Here is a 15010-nt window from a genome sequence, read left to right on the forward strand (position 1 = left end):
CAACGGCTCCTACAAAGACGTGAAATGACTGATGTTTCCTTTGACAACAGCTATGTTCGCTGCAGCCGAGCCGCGTTTTACGATCTTACGATTGCATCCGCCCGTCAATGATCGATCCGGACCGATTTCAGATTCCGAGCCCGCATTGAGTCGCCGGGCTGTCATGCTCGATAGACCGCCACTGATACTTCAGCTGCAAACACAGCAACGTTTCCGGAGATGCCGGTAGGACAATCGTCTTAGTTCGTCAAGCATCCTGCTGCACGACAGCGCAGATCATCACTGTTGGCGCGCAGAAGCTCTCAAGCATTCCTCGCCGAATCTTGCCGGGAGCGATCTTCGAATTTGTAAGGTCAGCACTGTGAGATGTAGCGAACCGCAATCATGGGAGCATGCGATCGCAATTCCCAATCAGCCGCGCCTGGGATCCTTGCACGGGGTTTGCGGGGTCTGCCCCACACTCCGAGCAACCGGGCGCATATACGCTGCCTCTGGTATCGTCATCGTCGTGGTCGTGCCCAAGCTGATGGCGCGGGTGGCGGACGGGCCCTCGGGGGGCGCGCTCCCTTCGAGGGTTGCGCTCCTGGATCGCTTCGCTCTGCCCGCCAGGGCGGCGGGGCCGAAGCCATCACCCGGACAGGGTCCGAGGGCCTCCGCCCTCACAGCGCCAGGATAGCCTCGACGACCTCCTGCACGTCGAGCGCCTCCGCGAAGGTGGCGAGGTGGTGGGGCTCGCCGCGCGCCATGCGGACGACGCCCTCGAGCTGGCGCCGGAGGGTGATCGGCCGCAGCCGCTCGTTCGGGATCGCGTCGGGCTCCGGCTCGAACCGCCCGTCGGCGCCCCGACGCTCGGCGATGGCCCAGTCGCGCAGCCGGACGGCGCCCGCGTCGCCCTCCAGCGTCCACGTGTTGTGGTCGTCGGCCTCGACGCCCCCGACCCGGCCGGTCAGGGTGACGGGGATCCCGCCCGCCGTGAGCGTCACGTCGATCGCGCGCTCGGACCGGCCCGGCTCCGGGAAGGCGATCCGTCCGGCGAGACTCGCGAGCGGGCCGAGCTGGCGGCGGGCCAGGAACAGGAAGTGCGAGACCACCTCGCGGGTGAAGCCGCCCTCGCCGCGCGCGTCGAGCCAGCGGGCGGCGTCGGCCTGCCACGGGCGGGGCCAGCGGGCGAAGGCCACCGCCACGGTGAGCGTCCGGGGCGTGCCGACCGCGCCGGCCGCGATCCAGCGCTCGAGGGTGGCGACGCCCGGCGACGAGGCGAACGGGAAATTGACCGCGCCCGCGCCCCCCGCCTCCGCCACGAAGGCGCGGGCGTCGGCGCGGTCGATGGCCAGCGGCTTCTCGCAGAAGACGCTCCGGCCGGCCGCCAGGGCGGCGCGGGCGTAGCCGAGATGCGAGGCGGGCGGCGAGGCGACGTAGACGCAGTCGCTCGCCGCCACGACGGCGGCGGAATCGGCCACCCGCGGCACCGCCGGGAACGCCGCGCCGATCCGGGCCAGGGCCTCCGGGGCCGGGTCCCAGATCGCCGCGACCCGCACGGGTGAATCCGCCGCCCCGTGGATCGCGCCGAGCAGGCGCTCACCCATGATGCCCGCGCCGATGATCCCGAGGGCGAGCGGTGCGTCGGAGGTCGGCATCCAAGGGTCCTTATGAAGGTCCGCGTCTGACGGGCCACGCTGGCGACCCGTCAGCGGCTTTAGGGGTCTGGACCGCCGCGGGAAAGACCGAACCGTTCAACCTTGGATGAAGGCGAGCAGATCGGCATCGAGCCCGTGCGCGTGCGTCGCGACCAGGCCATGCGGAGCGCCGGGATCTTCCTTCGGCACGGGTTGGGCGGCCCGCGCCGATCGGCACCACGCGAACGTCTCACGCAAGCCTCGGCACCCCAGCCTCTGCATGAAAGCTGCCTGCCGTGCTGCATGGTGACGGAGCGCAGGGTGATCTCCCGCAAGGATTGAAGGACCGGTCAGGCCCGGCCCTGCCGCGCGTCCAGGCTGAACAGACCGGCCCCGAAGGCAACGATCTGGAGCAGGCCACCGGCCATGGCGAGATTCTTCAGGAAGTGGAACATCTGGTTCTGGTCGCCGAGGGAGGCGTGGAAGGTCACCGCGGTGGCCACCGCGAAGAGCGCGAGGACCAGGGCGACCAGTCGGGTGCGGTAGCCGGCGATGAGCAGCAGCCCGCCGACCACCTCCACGGTGGTCGCCCCCGCGTAGGCGAGAGGCGGCAGCGGGAGATGGGCGGCCTCGATGGTGGCGAGCGTCGCCGCGGGGGCGGCGAGCTTGCCGGCGCCGCTCACGAGGAAGATGGCACTCATCAGGACCCGGCCGGTCACCGGCAGCAGGGCGATCGCACCGGGAGAGGAGATCGGGGACATCATCAAACGCTCCGTCCTGTCGTGTGCGGCCGGTTCAGGCCGCTTCGGGAAGTGCGAGGCCGCGAAGCCAGTCCAGCGCCAGGCCGACATCGGCCTGCGACAGGCCGTGGCCGACCGGCAGGATCCGGTGCTCGACGCGGGCTCCGGCCGCGGTGAGCTGCTGCGCGAGGCGCCGCGCGTTCTCCGCGGGCACGATCGGGTCCATCGCCCCGGAGAGGATCAGGACCGGCCGGCCGGCGAGATGCGCGGCCGGGGGCTCGGCGAACGGCACCATCGGGCGGATCAGGACCGCGCCCGCCAGGGTCTCCGGCCGGAGCAGCAGCAGCGACGCGGCGATGTTGGCGCCGTTCGAGAAGCCTAGCGCCACGGGCGCCCCGATCCCGTACCGCGTCCGGGCGGCTGCCACGAAGGCGGCGAGGTCGCCGGTGCGGCGCCGGAGATCCGCCTCGTCGAAGACGCCCTCCGCCAAGCGCCGGAAGAAGCGCGGCATGCCGTTCTCGCTGACGGCGCCGCGCGGCGCGAGCAGGGCGGCCTCCGGCGCAACCATGCGGCCGAGGGGCAGCAGGTCGTGCTCGTCGCCACCGGTCCCGTGCAGGAGGAGCAGCGGACGCGCGGTGTCGGGACCGGGCTCGAAGCGGTGGATGAAGCCGAGGGTATCCTGGGTCATGATGGCCTCACGGGTGATGGAGAGAGGTCCCGCCCCGCGCGGGCGCGGGGTGGGCGTGGCGTCTCAGGCGACCTTGGGCAGGACGGCCTCGATCTCGGCCCGGTGCGGCTCCAGGCCGGCGGGGAGCTTGAGGGCCTGACCGAGGGACTCGACCGGCTCGTCGACCGCGAAGCCGGGCGCGTCCGTGGCGATCTCGAACAGCACGCCGCCGGGCTCGCGGAAGTAGATCGAGCGGAAGTACTGCCGGTCACGCTGCTCGGTGACGTGGAGCCCCCGCGCCTCGAGCGCCCGGCCCATCGCGGCCTGCGCGGCGTCGTCGGCCGCCCGGAACGCGATGTGGTGGACCGAGCCCGCCCCCGCGCGGCCGGGCAGGAACCCGCCGACGGCCCGCAGGGTGACGAGACCGCCGAGTTCCGCGCTGCCCGCGAAGCGGATCAGGTTGCCCTCGCGGCCGACCTCCTCCAGCCCGAGCACCCCCGTGAGGATCGCGGCGGTCGGCTCCGCCTTGTCGAGGAGGAGCGTCACCCCGTGCAGGCCGCGGATCGCGTGCTCGGCGGACACCTCGCTCGACGCCCAGCCCGCCGCGTCGCCGATATCGACGCCCACCAGCGCGAGCATCATGCCGTCCGGGTCGCGGAAGCGCAGTGTCGGCGCGCCGAAGACCTGGACCAGCGGCTCGTGGGCGACGCCCTTCTCGATGAGCCGGTGGGTCCACCAGCCGATCGAGGCACGGGGCACCCGGAAGGCGGTCTCCTGGGTCTCGCCGATCCCGACGCGGCCCGGCGCGGCGTGCTCGATGGGAAAGAAGGTCAGGATCGTGCCGGGCTGACCGGCCGCATCGCCGTAATACAGGTGATAGGTGCCCGGATCGTCGAAGTTCACGGTCTTCTTCACAAGCCGTAATCCGAGGACCCGGGTGTGGAAATCGAGGTTGCGCAGGGCCGGGCCGGAAAAGGCCGTGACGTGGTGGAGGCCGGTCTGAACCATGGCGATGTCTCCCGACAGGCCGCTGCAAGGGGCGGCGCGTTTCGATGACGGGAATGTGCCCCTTGCCATGTCTGTCGAAAATAGAAACGATGGAAACCTATCGTTTCCGGATTTGACCGATGAGACTGCCTGATTTGGAGGCCTGGGCGGTGTTCGCCAAGGTGGTGGAGACCGGCTCCTTCGGGCGGGCCGCAATAGAACTCGGTCTGTCGAAGGCGACGGTCTCGAAGGCGGTGAGCCGGCTCGAAGTCAGGATCGGCGCCCGCCTCTTCAATCGCACGTCCCGGAAGCTCGCCCTGACGGAGGCCGGGCAGGCCGCCAAGGACGGCGCCGCGCGCATCCTGGCCGAGGGCGAGGCCGCGGAAGCCCTGGCCACGGCCGGTGCCGCTGAGCCGCGCGGGCTGGTGCGGCTCGCGGCGCCGATGACCTTCGGGGTGATGCACGTGGCGCCGATCCTGCCGCCCTTCCTCCGGGAGTACCCGACCGTGTCGGTGGATCTCCACCTGTCGGACGCGGTCGTCGACCTCGTCGGCGGCGGGTTCGACATCGGGCTGCGGATCGCGGCCCTGCCCGATTCTTCCCTGCGCGCGCGCCGGCTCTGCGAGATCCGCCGCTCCCTGGTCGCCACGCCCGCCTATCTCGACCGGCACGGCCGGCCCCAGCACCCGGACGACCTCGTCCGCCACACCTGCCTCGGCTACGCCTACCTGCCGACGCCCGACCGCTGGCGCTTCGTGGACGGGAGCGGCGCCGAGGCCGTCGTGGTGCCGGCGGGCCAGTTGCGGGCGAACAACGCCGAGGCGCTGGCGCCGGCGCTGCGGGCCGGCCTCGGCCTCGCCCTGCAGCCCGATTTCATGATCTGGGACGATCTCGAATCCGGGCGGCTCGAGCGGGTGCTGCCGGCCTGGTCGCCGCCGCCGATCGCCCTGCACCTCGTCACGCCCCCGGGCGACCCGAGGCCGGCGCGGGTGACGGCGCTGATCGCCCATCTCGGCCAGACCCTCGGCCAAGCGCCCTGGGCCGCTCCGCAGCCGCGGCGCGACCCGGCGGACCGGTAAGCCGCGCGCCGCCTCCGGCCCCGATTCAGGTGTGTCATTCACCTGGATCAGTGTCGGACCCGTGTGCCTGCGCTATCGGCGAGTCGCGCGGGTCCGAACCGCGGCGTGGTCCTTGCTGCTCGGCGTCCAGGCCGACATCCGTGATTCGCGATCCCCGCGCAATTCGTCAGGCGAACCAACCTCAAGTTTATTCGGGACAATCTGGCATTGGACAGGCGCGCGTTTTCCAGGCAAGAGGATGCCGTGTATACATGTATACCGTTTTTCTGAGGCGTTAATGTCCCCCACGGGCCCTGGACGTCCCGCTCCCGACCGGCTGCGGCACAAGACCGTGGCGGCGGCCGTCGCGGATTCGCTGCGCGAGCAGATCCTGAACGGGGATCTGCCGCCGGGGGTGCAGCTGCGCCAGGACGCCCTGGCGGAGGAGTTCGGGATCAGCCGCATCCCGGTTCGCGAAGCCCTGCTGCAGCTGGAGGCCAGCAAGCTCGTGCGGATCATGCCGCATCGCGGGGCGGTCGTGACGGGCCTGTCGCTCCAAGAGGTCGAAGACATCTTCCAGCTGCGCCTTCAGCTCGAGCCGCAACTGCTCCTGCTGTCGGCCCCGCACCTGACCCCCGACGACATCCGCGATCTCGACGCCCTCTCGAAGGACTACGGCGCGGCGCTGGAGACCGGCCAGGTCCTCCGCTGGGGCGACCTGAACAGCCGCTTCCACCTCGACCTGATCCGGCACGCCGGCCGGCCGCGCTCCCTGGCGATCGTGTCCGAACTGCTGCAGGATTGCGAGCGGCCAACGCGGCTGCAGATCTCGACCTCCGAGGACGCGACCCGCGCGGTCAGGGAGCACGCGCAGATCCTGGCTCTGTGCGAGGCCGGAAAGTCCGACGAGGCGGCTGCCTGCCTGCGTCGCCATATCGAGCATATCGGCGCCTCGCTCATCGCCCTCTACCGGGGCGCGCTCCTCGAAGCGTGAGCGGGGACCGGGCCCGCCCCGCGCGGCCGGATCAGTCCAGCTTGGCCGACCGGCCGCCGATCCGGCCCGGCAGGCGGGTCAGGCGGTCCTTCATCTCCAGCACCTTCTGGACCTTCGAGCCGAGGGTGAGGAGCTGGACGAGGCGCTCGGTGTCGAGGCGGCGCACGTCGGCGTACCAGCCGGCGAACAGCTCGAAGAGGTCGTGCATCTCCCGGAGGCGCGCCTGCGCGTGTCGCTCCTCCTCGGTCCCGGCCTCCTGCATCAGGAGCTCGCGCAGGAGGGTCAGCGTCGGGTCGACCTCGCGCTTCTTGCGCTCCTCGACCAGCGTGCGGACGATCTGCCAGATATCCTCGGGCGTCGTGAAGTAGTCGCGACGGTCGCCCGGCCTGTGCTGGAGGCGGACGAGGTTCCAGGCCTGGAGTTCCTTCAGGCCCATGCTGACGTTGGAGCGCGACACGCCGAGCCGCTCGACGATCTCGTCGGCGTTGAGCGGCCGCTCGGCCACGAACAGCAGGGCGTAGATCTGCCCCACGGTCCGGTTGATGCCCCAGCGCGAGCCCATCTCGCCGAAATGCAGCACGAAGGTCTGGACGAGCGGGGGCAGCTGCACGGCAGGAATCCGACGCTGGGAGAGGTCAGGCGGGAGCCCCCCGGCTTATCAGCTCTTGAGCCAATACCGGAGGACCGTGGCGACGAAGCCGAGGCCGACGATGCTGGAGGCCCAGAGCCCCGCGAACCACGCGAGACGCTTCCAGAGGGGCTGTGCTGCTGCGGGTGCCATCAGTGATATCCGTGCGCGTCGACCTTGCCGCGGAAGACCCAGTACGAGTACGCGGTGTAGGACAGTATGATCGGGATCAAAACCGACGCGCCGGCGAGCAGGAAGATCTGGCTCGCCTCGGGGGCGGCCGCCTGCCAGATCGTGATCCGGCCCGGAACGACGTCGGGGAAGATGCTGATGCCCAGCCCCAGGAAGGTCAGGGCGAACAGCCCCAGCGCGATCAGGAAGGGCGCCCGCTCGGCGCCGCCCCGCAGGCTGCGCCACAGGGCGTAGGCCGCGAGCGATACGAGCAGCGGCACCTGCGCGGTGACGAGCACATTCGGCATCGCCAGCCAGCGCTCGTAGTAGCGGCCCTGGAGGAACGGCGTCACCGCGCTGACGAGGGCGATGGCCACCACCGTCGCAACGGTGAGGCGCAGGGCCAGGCGCCGGGCCCGCAGTTGGAGCAGGCCCTCGGTGCGCATCACCAGCCACGTCGCGCCGAGGAGCGCGTAGCCGACGACCAGGCTCGCGCCGACGAGGACACTGAAGGGCGTGAGCCAGTCCCACCAGCCGCCGGCATAGGCCCGCCCCTCGACGGTGATGCCCTGCAGGAGCGCGCCCAGCGTGATGCCCTGGGCGAGGGCCGCCACCAGCGAGCCGCCCGCGAAGGCCACGTCCCAGGCAGCGCGGTGGCGGGGATCGCGCCAGCGGAACTCGAAGGCGACGCCGCGGAAGATCAGCCCGAGCAGCATCGCGATGATCGGCGCGTAGAGCGCCGGCAGGATCACCGCGTAGGCCAGGGGGAAGACGGCGAACAGGCCGCCGCCGCCGAGCACCAGCCAGGTCTCGTTGCCGTCCCAGACCGGGGCGACCGAGTTCATGGCGGTGTCCCGTTCCGCGCCCGGCCGCAGGACGGGGAACAGGAGGCCGATGCCGAGGTCGAAGCCGTCCATGACGATGTAGGCGAAGACCGCGAACGCGATCACGAGCGCCCAGATCACCGTGAGGTCGAAGCTGTAGGCCATGGGTCCCTCACTCGGCCGGCTGGAGGTGACGGTCGGGATCGATCGCCGGGGCGGGCGTGATGCCCGCCGTCCGGATCGGCGCGCCGGGCTCAATCCCGCTCTCGCCGGCATGCGGGGGCTGGCCCATCAGGCGCAGGATGTAGCCGGTGCCCATGGCGAAGACCGCGAAGTAGATGACCACGAAGGCGGTGAGGGAGGCTGCCACCGCCGGCGCGTGCAGCGGCGAGGCCGACTGCGCCGTGCGCAGCAGGCCGTAGACCGTGTAGGGCTGGCGCCCAACCTCGGTGGTGATCCAGCCGGCCAGCACCGCCACGAAGCCCGCCGGGCCCATGGCGATCGCGAAGCGGTGCAGCGGGCGCCACGCGTAGAGGGTGCCGCGCCAGCGGGCGAGGAGGCTCAGGGCGCCCAGGAGCAGCATCAGCATCCCGAGGCCCACCATGATGCGGAACGACCAGAACACGATCGGCACCGGCGGCCACTCCGCCCGGGGCAGGCTGTCGAGCCCCTTCAGGGGCGCGTCGAGGGCGTGCTTCAGCACCAGCGAGGACAGCTTCGGGATCTCGACCGCCCAGCGCACGGTGCCGGCCTCCTGATCGGGCAGGCCGAACAGCACCAGCGGCGCGCCGTCCGGGTGGCTCTGGAAGTGCCCTTCCATGGCCATGACCTTGGCGGGCTGGTGCTCCAGGGTGTTGAGGCCGTGCGCGTCGCCCGCGAGGATCTGGACCGGCGCGACCAGGGCGGCCATCCACATCGCCATCGAGAACATCGTCCGGGCGGCCGGGTTCGCCCGGTCGCGCAGCAGGTGCCACGCGCCGACCGCGCCCACCACCAGCGCGGTGGTGAGGTAGGCGGCCAGGACCATGTGCACGAGGCGGAACGGGAAGGACGGGTTGAACACGATCGCCCACCAGTCCAGCGGCACGAACTGGCCCTCGGCGTTCGTGCCGTAGCCCGCGGGCGTCTGCATCCACGAGTTCACCGCCAGGATCCAGAACGCCGAGAAGAAGGTCCCGAACGCGACCATCAGCGTCGCCGCGAAGTGCAGCCGCGGCCCGACCTTCGTCATGCCGAAGAGCATGACGCCGAGGAAGCCGGCCTCCAGGAAGAAGGCCGAGAGCACCTCGTAGGCCATCATCGGCCCCAGCACCGGGCCTGTCTTGTCGGAGAAGACCGACCAGTTCGTGCCGAACTGGTAGGACATCACCAGCCCGGACACGACGCCCATCGCGAAGGCAATCGCGAAGATCTTAATCCAGTACTTGAACAGGTCCATGAAGACCTGGCGGCCGGTCGCAAGCCAGAGCCCCTCCAGCACCGCGAGGAAGCTCGCGAGGCCGATCGAGAAGGCCGGGAACACGATGTGGAAGGCCACCGTGAACCCGAACTGGATGCGGGCGAGGATCAGGGGATCGAGGTTGGCGAGCACGTCGGGCCTCCGGCTCAGGGTGCGACCCGGTCTATAGCAATTTCAGAAATGGCTGAAAAGTCGGAACATACCGAAGCCTCGGGCGGCCCTCGGCGGTCGCGCCTCGCGGCAGCCGGGGCGGGAGCGGGCGTCGCCCGGGTCTGGACGTCCGAGCCCGAACGCGTCAGGGTCGCGCCATTCCCTACCGGTCGGGACCTCTCAGGCGCCACGTGGCTCGCTGCGTCACGACCCGCCGCGTCTCGACGCAAGGAGAGCACGCGCCGCCATGGCCGATACCCTCGTCTCCGCCGCACCCGTCGATCTCTCCGCCGCGCTCTCGGCGCGCATCCGCGGCATCGGCACGAGCCAGATCGGCCTCGTGGCAGATCGCGGGCGGGACGACCCAGAGGTGGTGAAGCTCTGGATCGGCGAGGGCGACCTGCCGACGCCGCCCTTCATCGTCGAGGCGGCCCACCGGGCGATGCTGGCCGGGCACACCCGGTACACGACCTCCCTGGGCCTGCCGGCGCTGCGCGCGGCGCTCGGCGCCTACCACGCCCGCCACTGGGGCGTGGAGATCCCGCCGGACCGGTTCGGCGTCACGGCGGGCGGCATGAACGCGATCATGCAGGCGGCCCAGGTGCTGCTGGAGCCGGGGGACGAGATGATCATCCCCTCCCCGGCCTGGCCCAATCTCGGCGAGGCGGTCCGCATCGCCGGCGGCGTGCCCGTGACGGTGCCGTACCGGCGCTTGCCGGACGGGCGCTTCGCGCTGCCGCTCGCCGACATCGCGGCCGCGATCACGCCGCGCACCCGGGTGATCATGGTGAACTCGCCTTCGAATCCGACGGGCTGGACCATGCCGCTCGCCGAGATGACGGCCCTGCGCGACCTCGCCCGGGACCGCGGCCTCTGGATCCTCTCGGACGAGGTCTACGCGCATTTCACCTACGGCAACCGGATCGCGCCGTCCTTCCTGCAGATCTGCACGGAGGACGACCGGCTGATCGTGACCAACACCTTCTCGAAGAACTGGGCGATGACCGGCTGGCGGGCCGGCTGGGTGATCTATCCCCGCGGCCTCGCGCCGACCTTCGCCAAGCTCGGGCATTACAGCACCACCTCGATCCCGACCTTCGTCCAGCACGCCTGCATCGCGGCCCTCGAGGAGGGTGACGGCTTCATCCGCACGATGGTGGAGCGTTGCGCCGAGGCCCGGGCGATCCTGGTGGACGGGCTGTCGCGCCTGCCGGGCGTCACGGTCGCGCCGCCGGACGGGGCCTTCTACCTCATGGCCCGGATGGGCGGCGACGAGCCGAGCCTCGACCTGGCGCTGCGCCTCCTGCGGGAGGCCAAGGTCGGCGTGGCGCCGGGCACCGCCTTCGGGCCCGAGGGCGAGGGCCTGGTGCGGATGTGCTTCGCCATCAGCCCGGACCTGGCGCGCGAGGCGGTGCGCCGGCTCACGGGCGTGCTCGGGACCCGCGTGCCGGCCGCGGCAGCGCACTGATTCGGGCGGAGTCCGGCGGCGGCCCCTCGGCCTCCGTGCCGCCCCGACTCCCGCGGCCTCAGCGCCCCCAGCGCAGGACCAGCGCGTCGTTCCGCCGGGCGAGCTCGATCAGGCCGGCCCGCGTCGCCGGGTGCAGCGGCTGGATCGGCAGCCGCGCGGTCTCGCTCGCGATCACCCCGCCCTCGGCCATCAGCGCCTTGCAGGCGAGCAGCCCGCACTGCCGGTTCTCGTAGTTGATCAGCGGCAGCCAGCGCGCGTAGGCGTCCATCGCCTCCTCCCGGCGGCCCGCCGCGTAGGCGTCGGTGATCTGCCGGATCCCGTCCGGGTAGCCGCCGCCGGTCATCGCCCCAGTGGCGCCGGCGTCGAGGTCGGCCATCAGGGTAATCGCCTCCTCGCCGTCCCAGGGGCCCACGACGGCGTCGCCGCCCAGCGCGATCAATTCGCGGAGCTTGGACGCAGCGCCCGCGGTCTCGATCTTGAAGTACGCGACGTTCGCGATCTCGCGGGCCATGCGCGCCAGGAACGGTGCCCCGAGCGGCGTGCCCGCCACCGGCGCGTCCTGGATCATGATCGGGATCGAGATCGCGTCCGAGACCGCGCGGAAGAAGTCGAAGATGCCGAGCTCCGGCACGCGGATCGTGGCACCGTGATAGGGCGGCATGATCATCACCATCGCGGCGCCGGCCTCCTGGGCGCGGCGCGAGCGCTCGGCGCAGACCTGCGTGGCGAAGTGCGTGGTCGTGACGATCACCGGCACGCGGCCAGCCACGTGCTCCAGCACGGCGTGCATCACCCGCTCGCGCTCGTCGTCGGTGAGGACGAACTGCTCGGAGAAATTGGCCAGGATGCACAGGCCCTGGCTCCCGGCGTCGATCATGAAGTCGATGGCTCGGCGCTGCCCGTCGAGGTCCAGGGCGCCCGCGGCGTCGAAGACCGTGGGGGCGACCGGAAAGACGCCGCGATAGGCTTGGGCGGACGAAGTCATGCGCGGTCCTTCTGCCGGGATCGCGCATCCCGACGGACGAATCGTGTCCGCGGGCGGGACCCGGCCGTCTCTTAGCACGCTGCGCCGAATGGTGTGACCTCCGACAGGGTGCGGGCCGGATTGAGCAAACCAAGCTGTCGACAAGCGCACCGGCTTTCCTGTACGGCCGAGCTCTTCTTTGCTTTGTCCATCGACAGCCAAGATCAAGCGCGGCGGCCGCACGAGAACAGCATTTTCTTTTCGGAGCTACTGTAATGCGATTTTTCTCTGCCAGCCGCGTCGCGGCGTTCATCGTCGCGACGCTCCTCGGCGCAGCCGCCAGCGCGCCCGCGAAGGCCGACGATCTCGACGCGATTCGCGCCGCCAAGACCCTGCGCATCGGCACCGAGGGCACCTACGCGCCCTTCACCTTCCACGACGCGTCCGGGCAGCTCGTCGGCTTCGACGTCGAGATCGGCCGCAAGGTCGCCGAGCAGCTGGGCGTCGCGCCGCAATTCCTCGAAGGCAAGTGGGATGGCCTGATCGCCGGGCTCGACAGCAAGCGCTACGACGTGGTGATCAACCAAGTCGGAATCACTAAGGAGCGGCAGGCGAAGTTCGACTTCTCCGAGCCCTACATCCGGGCCCGGGCCGTGCTGATCACGCGGGCGGACCGGTCGGACATCAAGGCCTTCGCCGACCTCAAGGGCAAGAAGGCCGCCCAGAGCCTCTCCAGCAACTTCGCGCGCCTCGCCGAGCAGTCGGGGGCCGAGCTCGTCGGAACGGACGGCTTCGACCAGTCGGTCCAGCTCGTCCTCACCGGCCGCGCCGACGCCACCGTCAACGACAGCCTGTCGTTCCTGGACTTCCACAAGCAGAAGCCGAACGCCCCCGTGAAGATCGCCGCCGAGCAGGCCGACGCGGACGCCTCGGGGATCATCATGCGCAAGAACAACCCCGCGCTGAAGGCCACGATCGACAGGGCGCTCGAGGCGATCAAGGCCGACGGCAGCTACGCGGCGATCGCCCAGAAGTATTTCGGGGCCGACGTCTCAAAGTAGACCGCCCGCAGCGCGCCCGGCGGGGACCCGTCCGGGCGCCGATCCCGTAAAGCTCGCCGCTCGTTCCGCCCGGTAGGAGACGCCGTCCCGTGCCGCACTGGCTCGACCTCATGCTCCAGTCGCTGGGGCCGCTGCTCGCGGCCGGCCTGCGCTTCACCGTGCCGCTGACGCTCATCGCCTTCGCGCTCGGCCTCGCGCTGGGGCTCGGGACCGCCCTCGTGCGCCTGTTCGCACCGCGGCCGCTGGCGGCGCTGGCGTGGCTCTACGTGTGGATCTTCCGGGGCACGCCGCTCCTCGTGCAGCTCTTCGTGATCTTCTACGGCCTGCCGAGCACCGGCATCCTGATCGACGCCTTTCCGGCCGCCGTGATCGGGTTCACCCTCAATGTCGGTGCCTACACGTCCGAGATCGTCCGCGCGGCCATCGCCTCCATCCCGAAGGGGCAGTGGGAGGCGGCCTACGCCACCGGCATGACGCCGGTTCAGGCCCTGCGCCGCACGATCCTGCCCCAGGCGGCACGGGTGGCCGTGCCGTCGCTTGCCAACTCCTTCATCGCGCTGGTGAAGGACACCTCGCTCGCCGCCGCGATCACCGTGCCGGAGCTGTTCCAGGCGGCCCAGCGCATCGTCGCCGTCACCTACGAGCCGCTGATCCTCTACATCGAGGTGGCGCTGATCTACCTCGTCCTGTCGACGCTGCTGTCCTGGCTCCAGACGCTGCTGGAGCGGCGCCTCGGGCGCTACGGCGGCTACCTGGAGGCCCGCGCGTGATCGCCCTGTCGGCCATCGAGAAGCGCTTCGGCGACAACCCGGTCCTGCGGGGCGTCGACCTCGCGGTGCCGGAGGGGCGCGTCACGGCGCTGATCGGCCCGTCGGGCTCGGGCAAGTCGACGCTCCTGCGCTGCGTGAACCTGCTGGAACTCCCGCAGGCCGGGATTCTCATACTCGGCGACATCCGCCTGACTTTCCGGCCCGGCAGCCCGCCGGCGCGGCGGGACGTGCTCGCCGTGCGCCGGCAGACCGGCATGGTGTTCCAGAACTTCCAGCTCTTCCCCCACCGCACGGTGCTGGAGAACGTCACCGAGGGGCTCGTCACGGTCGGCAAGTGGCCGCAGGCCCGGGCCCGGGCGCGCGCGCTGGAGCTGCTGGAGCGCGTCGGCCTCGCCCACAAGGCGGCGGACTGGCCCGCCAGACTGTCGGGCGGCCAGCAGCAGCGGGTGGCGATCGCCCGGGCGCTGGCCCCCTCCCCGCGCCTGCTGCTCTGCGACGAGCCGACTTCGGCCCTCGATCCGGAACTCGCCGCCGAGGTGGTGGACGTGCTGGCCGGCCTCGCGGGCGAGGGCATGACCATGCTGATGGCCACGCACGACCTTCGCCTCGCGCGGCGCGTCGCCGACACGGTGGTGTTCCTGGAAGGGGGCACGATCGTCGAGCAGGGCGCGGCAGCGGACCTCTTCGGCCGACCGACCGATCCGCGCACCCGCCGCTTCGTCCGGACGCTGCTCGGCGAGGCAACGGAGGGGGCCTGACCGGCGCATGCCGGGACGCGCGGATCAGCGCGACAGGCAGCGCAAGGTGAGAAGATCCTCGACGGTGAGCGCGGTCCCGAAGATCAGCGGCCGCCAAGCCGGCAGGGTGGCGAGGATCAGGCCGGCTGTCAGCGCGAGCCAGGGCAGAACCGGTCGAAGGCCGGGACCGGCGGCCTTCACGCGGGTCGCCGCGCCAGCGACGCCTCCTCCCCCCGGCCGACCAGAACGAGGCCGAGGCCCGCGGCCAGCATGGCACCGCCCCAGAGAAGGAACCCGATGTCCCAGTAGAGCCACTGCGCCCGCGGCGTCAGCTCGTTGACGTGGTGCACGCCGAGGATCTCGTGGTCGATCACGCCCTCGACGAGGTTGAACAGGCCCCAGCCGATCAGGATAGACCCGGCGAGCAGCTTGCTGGACCAATAGAGGTGCGTGCGGTGCGCGGCTCGCCAGAGGATGAACAGCCCGAGGACCACGAAGACGTAGGTCGCACTGTGGAAGATGCCGTCCCAGAGGGTGTTCAGTTCGAGATTCGGGATCGTATCGATCGGGTACCAGCTGCTCAGCATATGGTGCCATTGCAGAACCTGGTGCAGCACGATCCCGTCGAAGAAGCCGCCGAGCCCGAGCCCGAACAGGATGCCGGCGCTCAGGGGGAAGGCGCGCTTTCGGGTGTCAGCCGCTTCCATGCACAACTC

The 15010-nt window shown here is 70.8% G+C and carries 17 protein-coding genes; 6 read left to right on the forward strand and 11 right to left on the reverse strand.

All coding sequences use genetic code 11. The annotated features are described in order from the left end of the window. Positions 1-659 precede the first annotated feature (659 nt). The 4 genes from BLT59_RS01040 to BLT59_RS01055 all read right to left on the reverse strand — a co-directional run bounded on the left by BLT59_RS01040 (position 660) and on the right by BLT59_RS01055 (position 4031). Complete coding sequence (locus tag BLT59_RS01040; RefSeq protein ID WP_091775243.1) at positions 660-1637, reverse strand: Gfo/Idh/MocA family protein; 978 nt, start codon at positions 1635-1637, stop codon at positions 660-662. A gap of 329 nt (positions 1638-1966) precedes the next feature. Next, complete coding sequence (locus BLT59_RS01045) at positions 1967-2377, reverse strand: DoxX family protein (protein ID WP_091775746.1); 411 nt, start codon at positions 2375-2377, stop codon at positions 1967-1969. Between the two features lie 34 nt (positions 2378-2411). Further along, positions 2412-3044, reverse strand: a complete 633-nt coding sequence (locus tag BLT59_RS01050; RefSeq protein WP_091775246.1) for an alpha/beta hydrolase — start codon at positions 3042-3044, stop codon at positions 2412-2414. Between the two features lie 63 nt (positions 3045-3107). Then, positions 3108-4031, reverse strand: coding sequence for a ring-cleaving dioxygenase (locus BLT59_RS01055; RefSeq protein ID WP_091775249.1), 924 nt, complete (start codon positions 4029-4031; stop codon positions 3108-3110). A gap of 119 nt (positions 4032-4150) precedes the next feature. On the opposite strand from BLT59_RS01055, the gene BLT59_RS01060 reads away from it, so the two are divergent. Both BLT59_RS01060 and BLT59_RS01065 read left to right on the forward strand, forming a co-directional pair. Continuing rightward, on the forward strand, positions 4151-5089 hold the full coding sequence (locus tag BLT59_RS01060; protein ID WP_091775252.1) for a LysR family transcriptional regulator: 939 nt from the start codon (positions 4151-4153) through the stop codon (positions 5087-5089). Between the two features lie 277 nt (positions 5090-5366). Then, positions 5367-6062: a GntR family transcriptional regulator gene (locus BLT59_RS01065; protein WP_091775255.1), complete on the forward strand. Its 696-nt coding sequence runs from the start codon at positions 5367-5369 to the stop codon at positions 6060-6062. Positions 6063-6093: 31 nt separating this feature from the next. Here the strand turns inward: BLT59_RS01065 and BLT59_RS01070 are convergent, their stop codons facing one another. Genes BLT59_RS01070 through BLT59_RS01085 form a run of 4 tightly spaced genes read right to left on the reverse strand, consistent with a single transcriptional unit; the run spans position 6094 to position 9276 of the window. Next, the gene (locus tag BLT59_RS01070; protein ID WP_091775258.1) at positions 6094-6672 is read right to left on the reverse strand and encodes a GbsR/MarR family transcriptional regulator; all 579 of its coding nucleotides are present in this window, start codon (positions 6670-6672) and stop codon (positions 6094-6096) included. Between the two features lie 48 nt (positions 6673-6720). Beyond that, positions 6721-6843 carry a DUF2474 family protein gene (locus tag BLT59_RS01075; RefSeq protein WP_012321840.1) on the reverse strand — a complete coding sequence of 41 codons (123 nt, stop codon included), beginning with the start codon at positions 6841-6843 and terminating at the stop codon, positions 6721-6723. Then, entirely contained in the window at positions 6843-7850 is a 1008-nt protein-coding gene (cydB, locus tag BLT59_RS01080; protein ID WP_091775261.1) for a cytochrome d ubiquinol oxidase subunit II, read from the reverse strand. Before cydB ends, BLT59_RS01075 begins: the two co-directional genes overlap by 1 nt. Before the next feature lie 7 nt (positions 7851-7857). After that, entirely contained in the window at positions 7858-9276 is a 1419-nt protein-coding gene (locus BLT59_RS01085; protein WP_091775264.1) for a cytochrome ubiquinol oxidase subunit I, read from the reverse strand. A gap of 265 nt (positions 9277-9541) precedes the next feature. Between BLT59_RS01085 and BLT59_RS01090 the strand changes: the two genes are divergently transcribed. Continuing rightward, positions 9542-10762, forward strand: a complete 1221-nt coding sequence (locus BLT59_RS01090; protein ID WP_091775267.1) for a pyridoxal phosphate-dependent aminotransferase — start codon at positions 9542-9544, stop codon at positions 10760-10762. A gap of 58 nt (positions 10763-10820) precedes the next feature. Here the strand turns inward: BLT59_RS01090 and BLT59_RS01095 are convergent, their stop codons facing one another. Then, positions 10821-11747, reverse strand: coding sequence for a dihydrodipicolinate synthase family protein (locus BLT59_RS01095; RefSeq protein ID WP_091775270.1), 927 nt, complete (start codon positions 11745-11747; stop codon positions 10821-10823). 254 nt (positions 11748-12001) lie between these two features. On the opposite strand from BLT59_RS01095, the gene BLT59_RS01100 reads away from it, so the two are divergent. The 3 genes from BLT59_RS01100 to BLT59_RS01110 all read left to right on the forward strand — a co-directional run bounded on the left by BLT59_RS01100 (position 12002) and on the right by BLT59_RS01110 (position 14315). Beyond that, entirely contained in the window at positions 12002-12787 is a 786-nt protein-coding gene (locus BLT59_RS01100; protein WP_091775273.1) for an amino acid ABC transporter substrate-binding protein, read from the forward strand. Between the two features lie 89 nt (positions 12788-12876). Beyond that, positions 12877-13557, forward strand: coding sequence for an amino acid ABC transporter permease (locus tag BLT59_RS01105; RefSeq protein WP_012321834.1), 681 nt, complete (start codon positions 12877-12879; stop codon positions 13555-13557). Then, complete coding sequence (locus BLT59_RS01110; protein WP_091775276.1) at positions 13554-14315, forward strand: amino acid ABC transporter ATP-binding protein; 762 nt, start codon at positions 13554-13556, stop codon at positions 14313-14315. The genes BLT59_RS01105 and BLT59_RS01110 overlap by 4 nt, the downstream gene beginning before the upstream one ends. 24 nt (positions 14316-14339) lie before the next feature. Here BLT59_RS01110 and BLT59_RS31065 read toward each other — a convergent pair whose 3' ends face one another. Beyond that, a complete protein-coding gene (locus tag BLT59_RS31065) occupies positions 14340-14495 on the reverse strand; it encodes a hypothetical protein (protein ID WP_175543893.1) in 156 nt (51 codons plus the stop codon). Continuing rightward, positions 14492-15001 carry a DUF2243 domain-containing protein gene (locus BLT59_RS01115; RefSeq protein ID WP_091775278.1) on the reverse strand — a complete coding sequence of 170 codons (510 nt, stop codon included), beginning with the start codon at positions 14999-15001 and terminating at the stop codon, positions 14492-14494. The genes BLT59_RS31065 and BLT59_RS01115 overlap by 4 nt, the downstream gene beginning before the upstream one ends. Positions 15002-15010 lie beyond the last annotated feature (9 nt).

The organism is Methylobacterium sp. UNC378MF (genome assembly GCF_900103195.1).
In the GTDB taxonomy this organism is placed as follows: Bacteria; Pseudomonadota; Alphaproteobacteria; order Rhizobiales; family Beijerinckiaceae; genus Methylobacterium.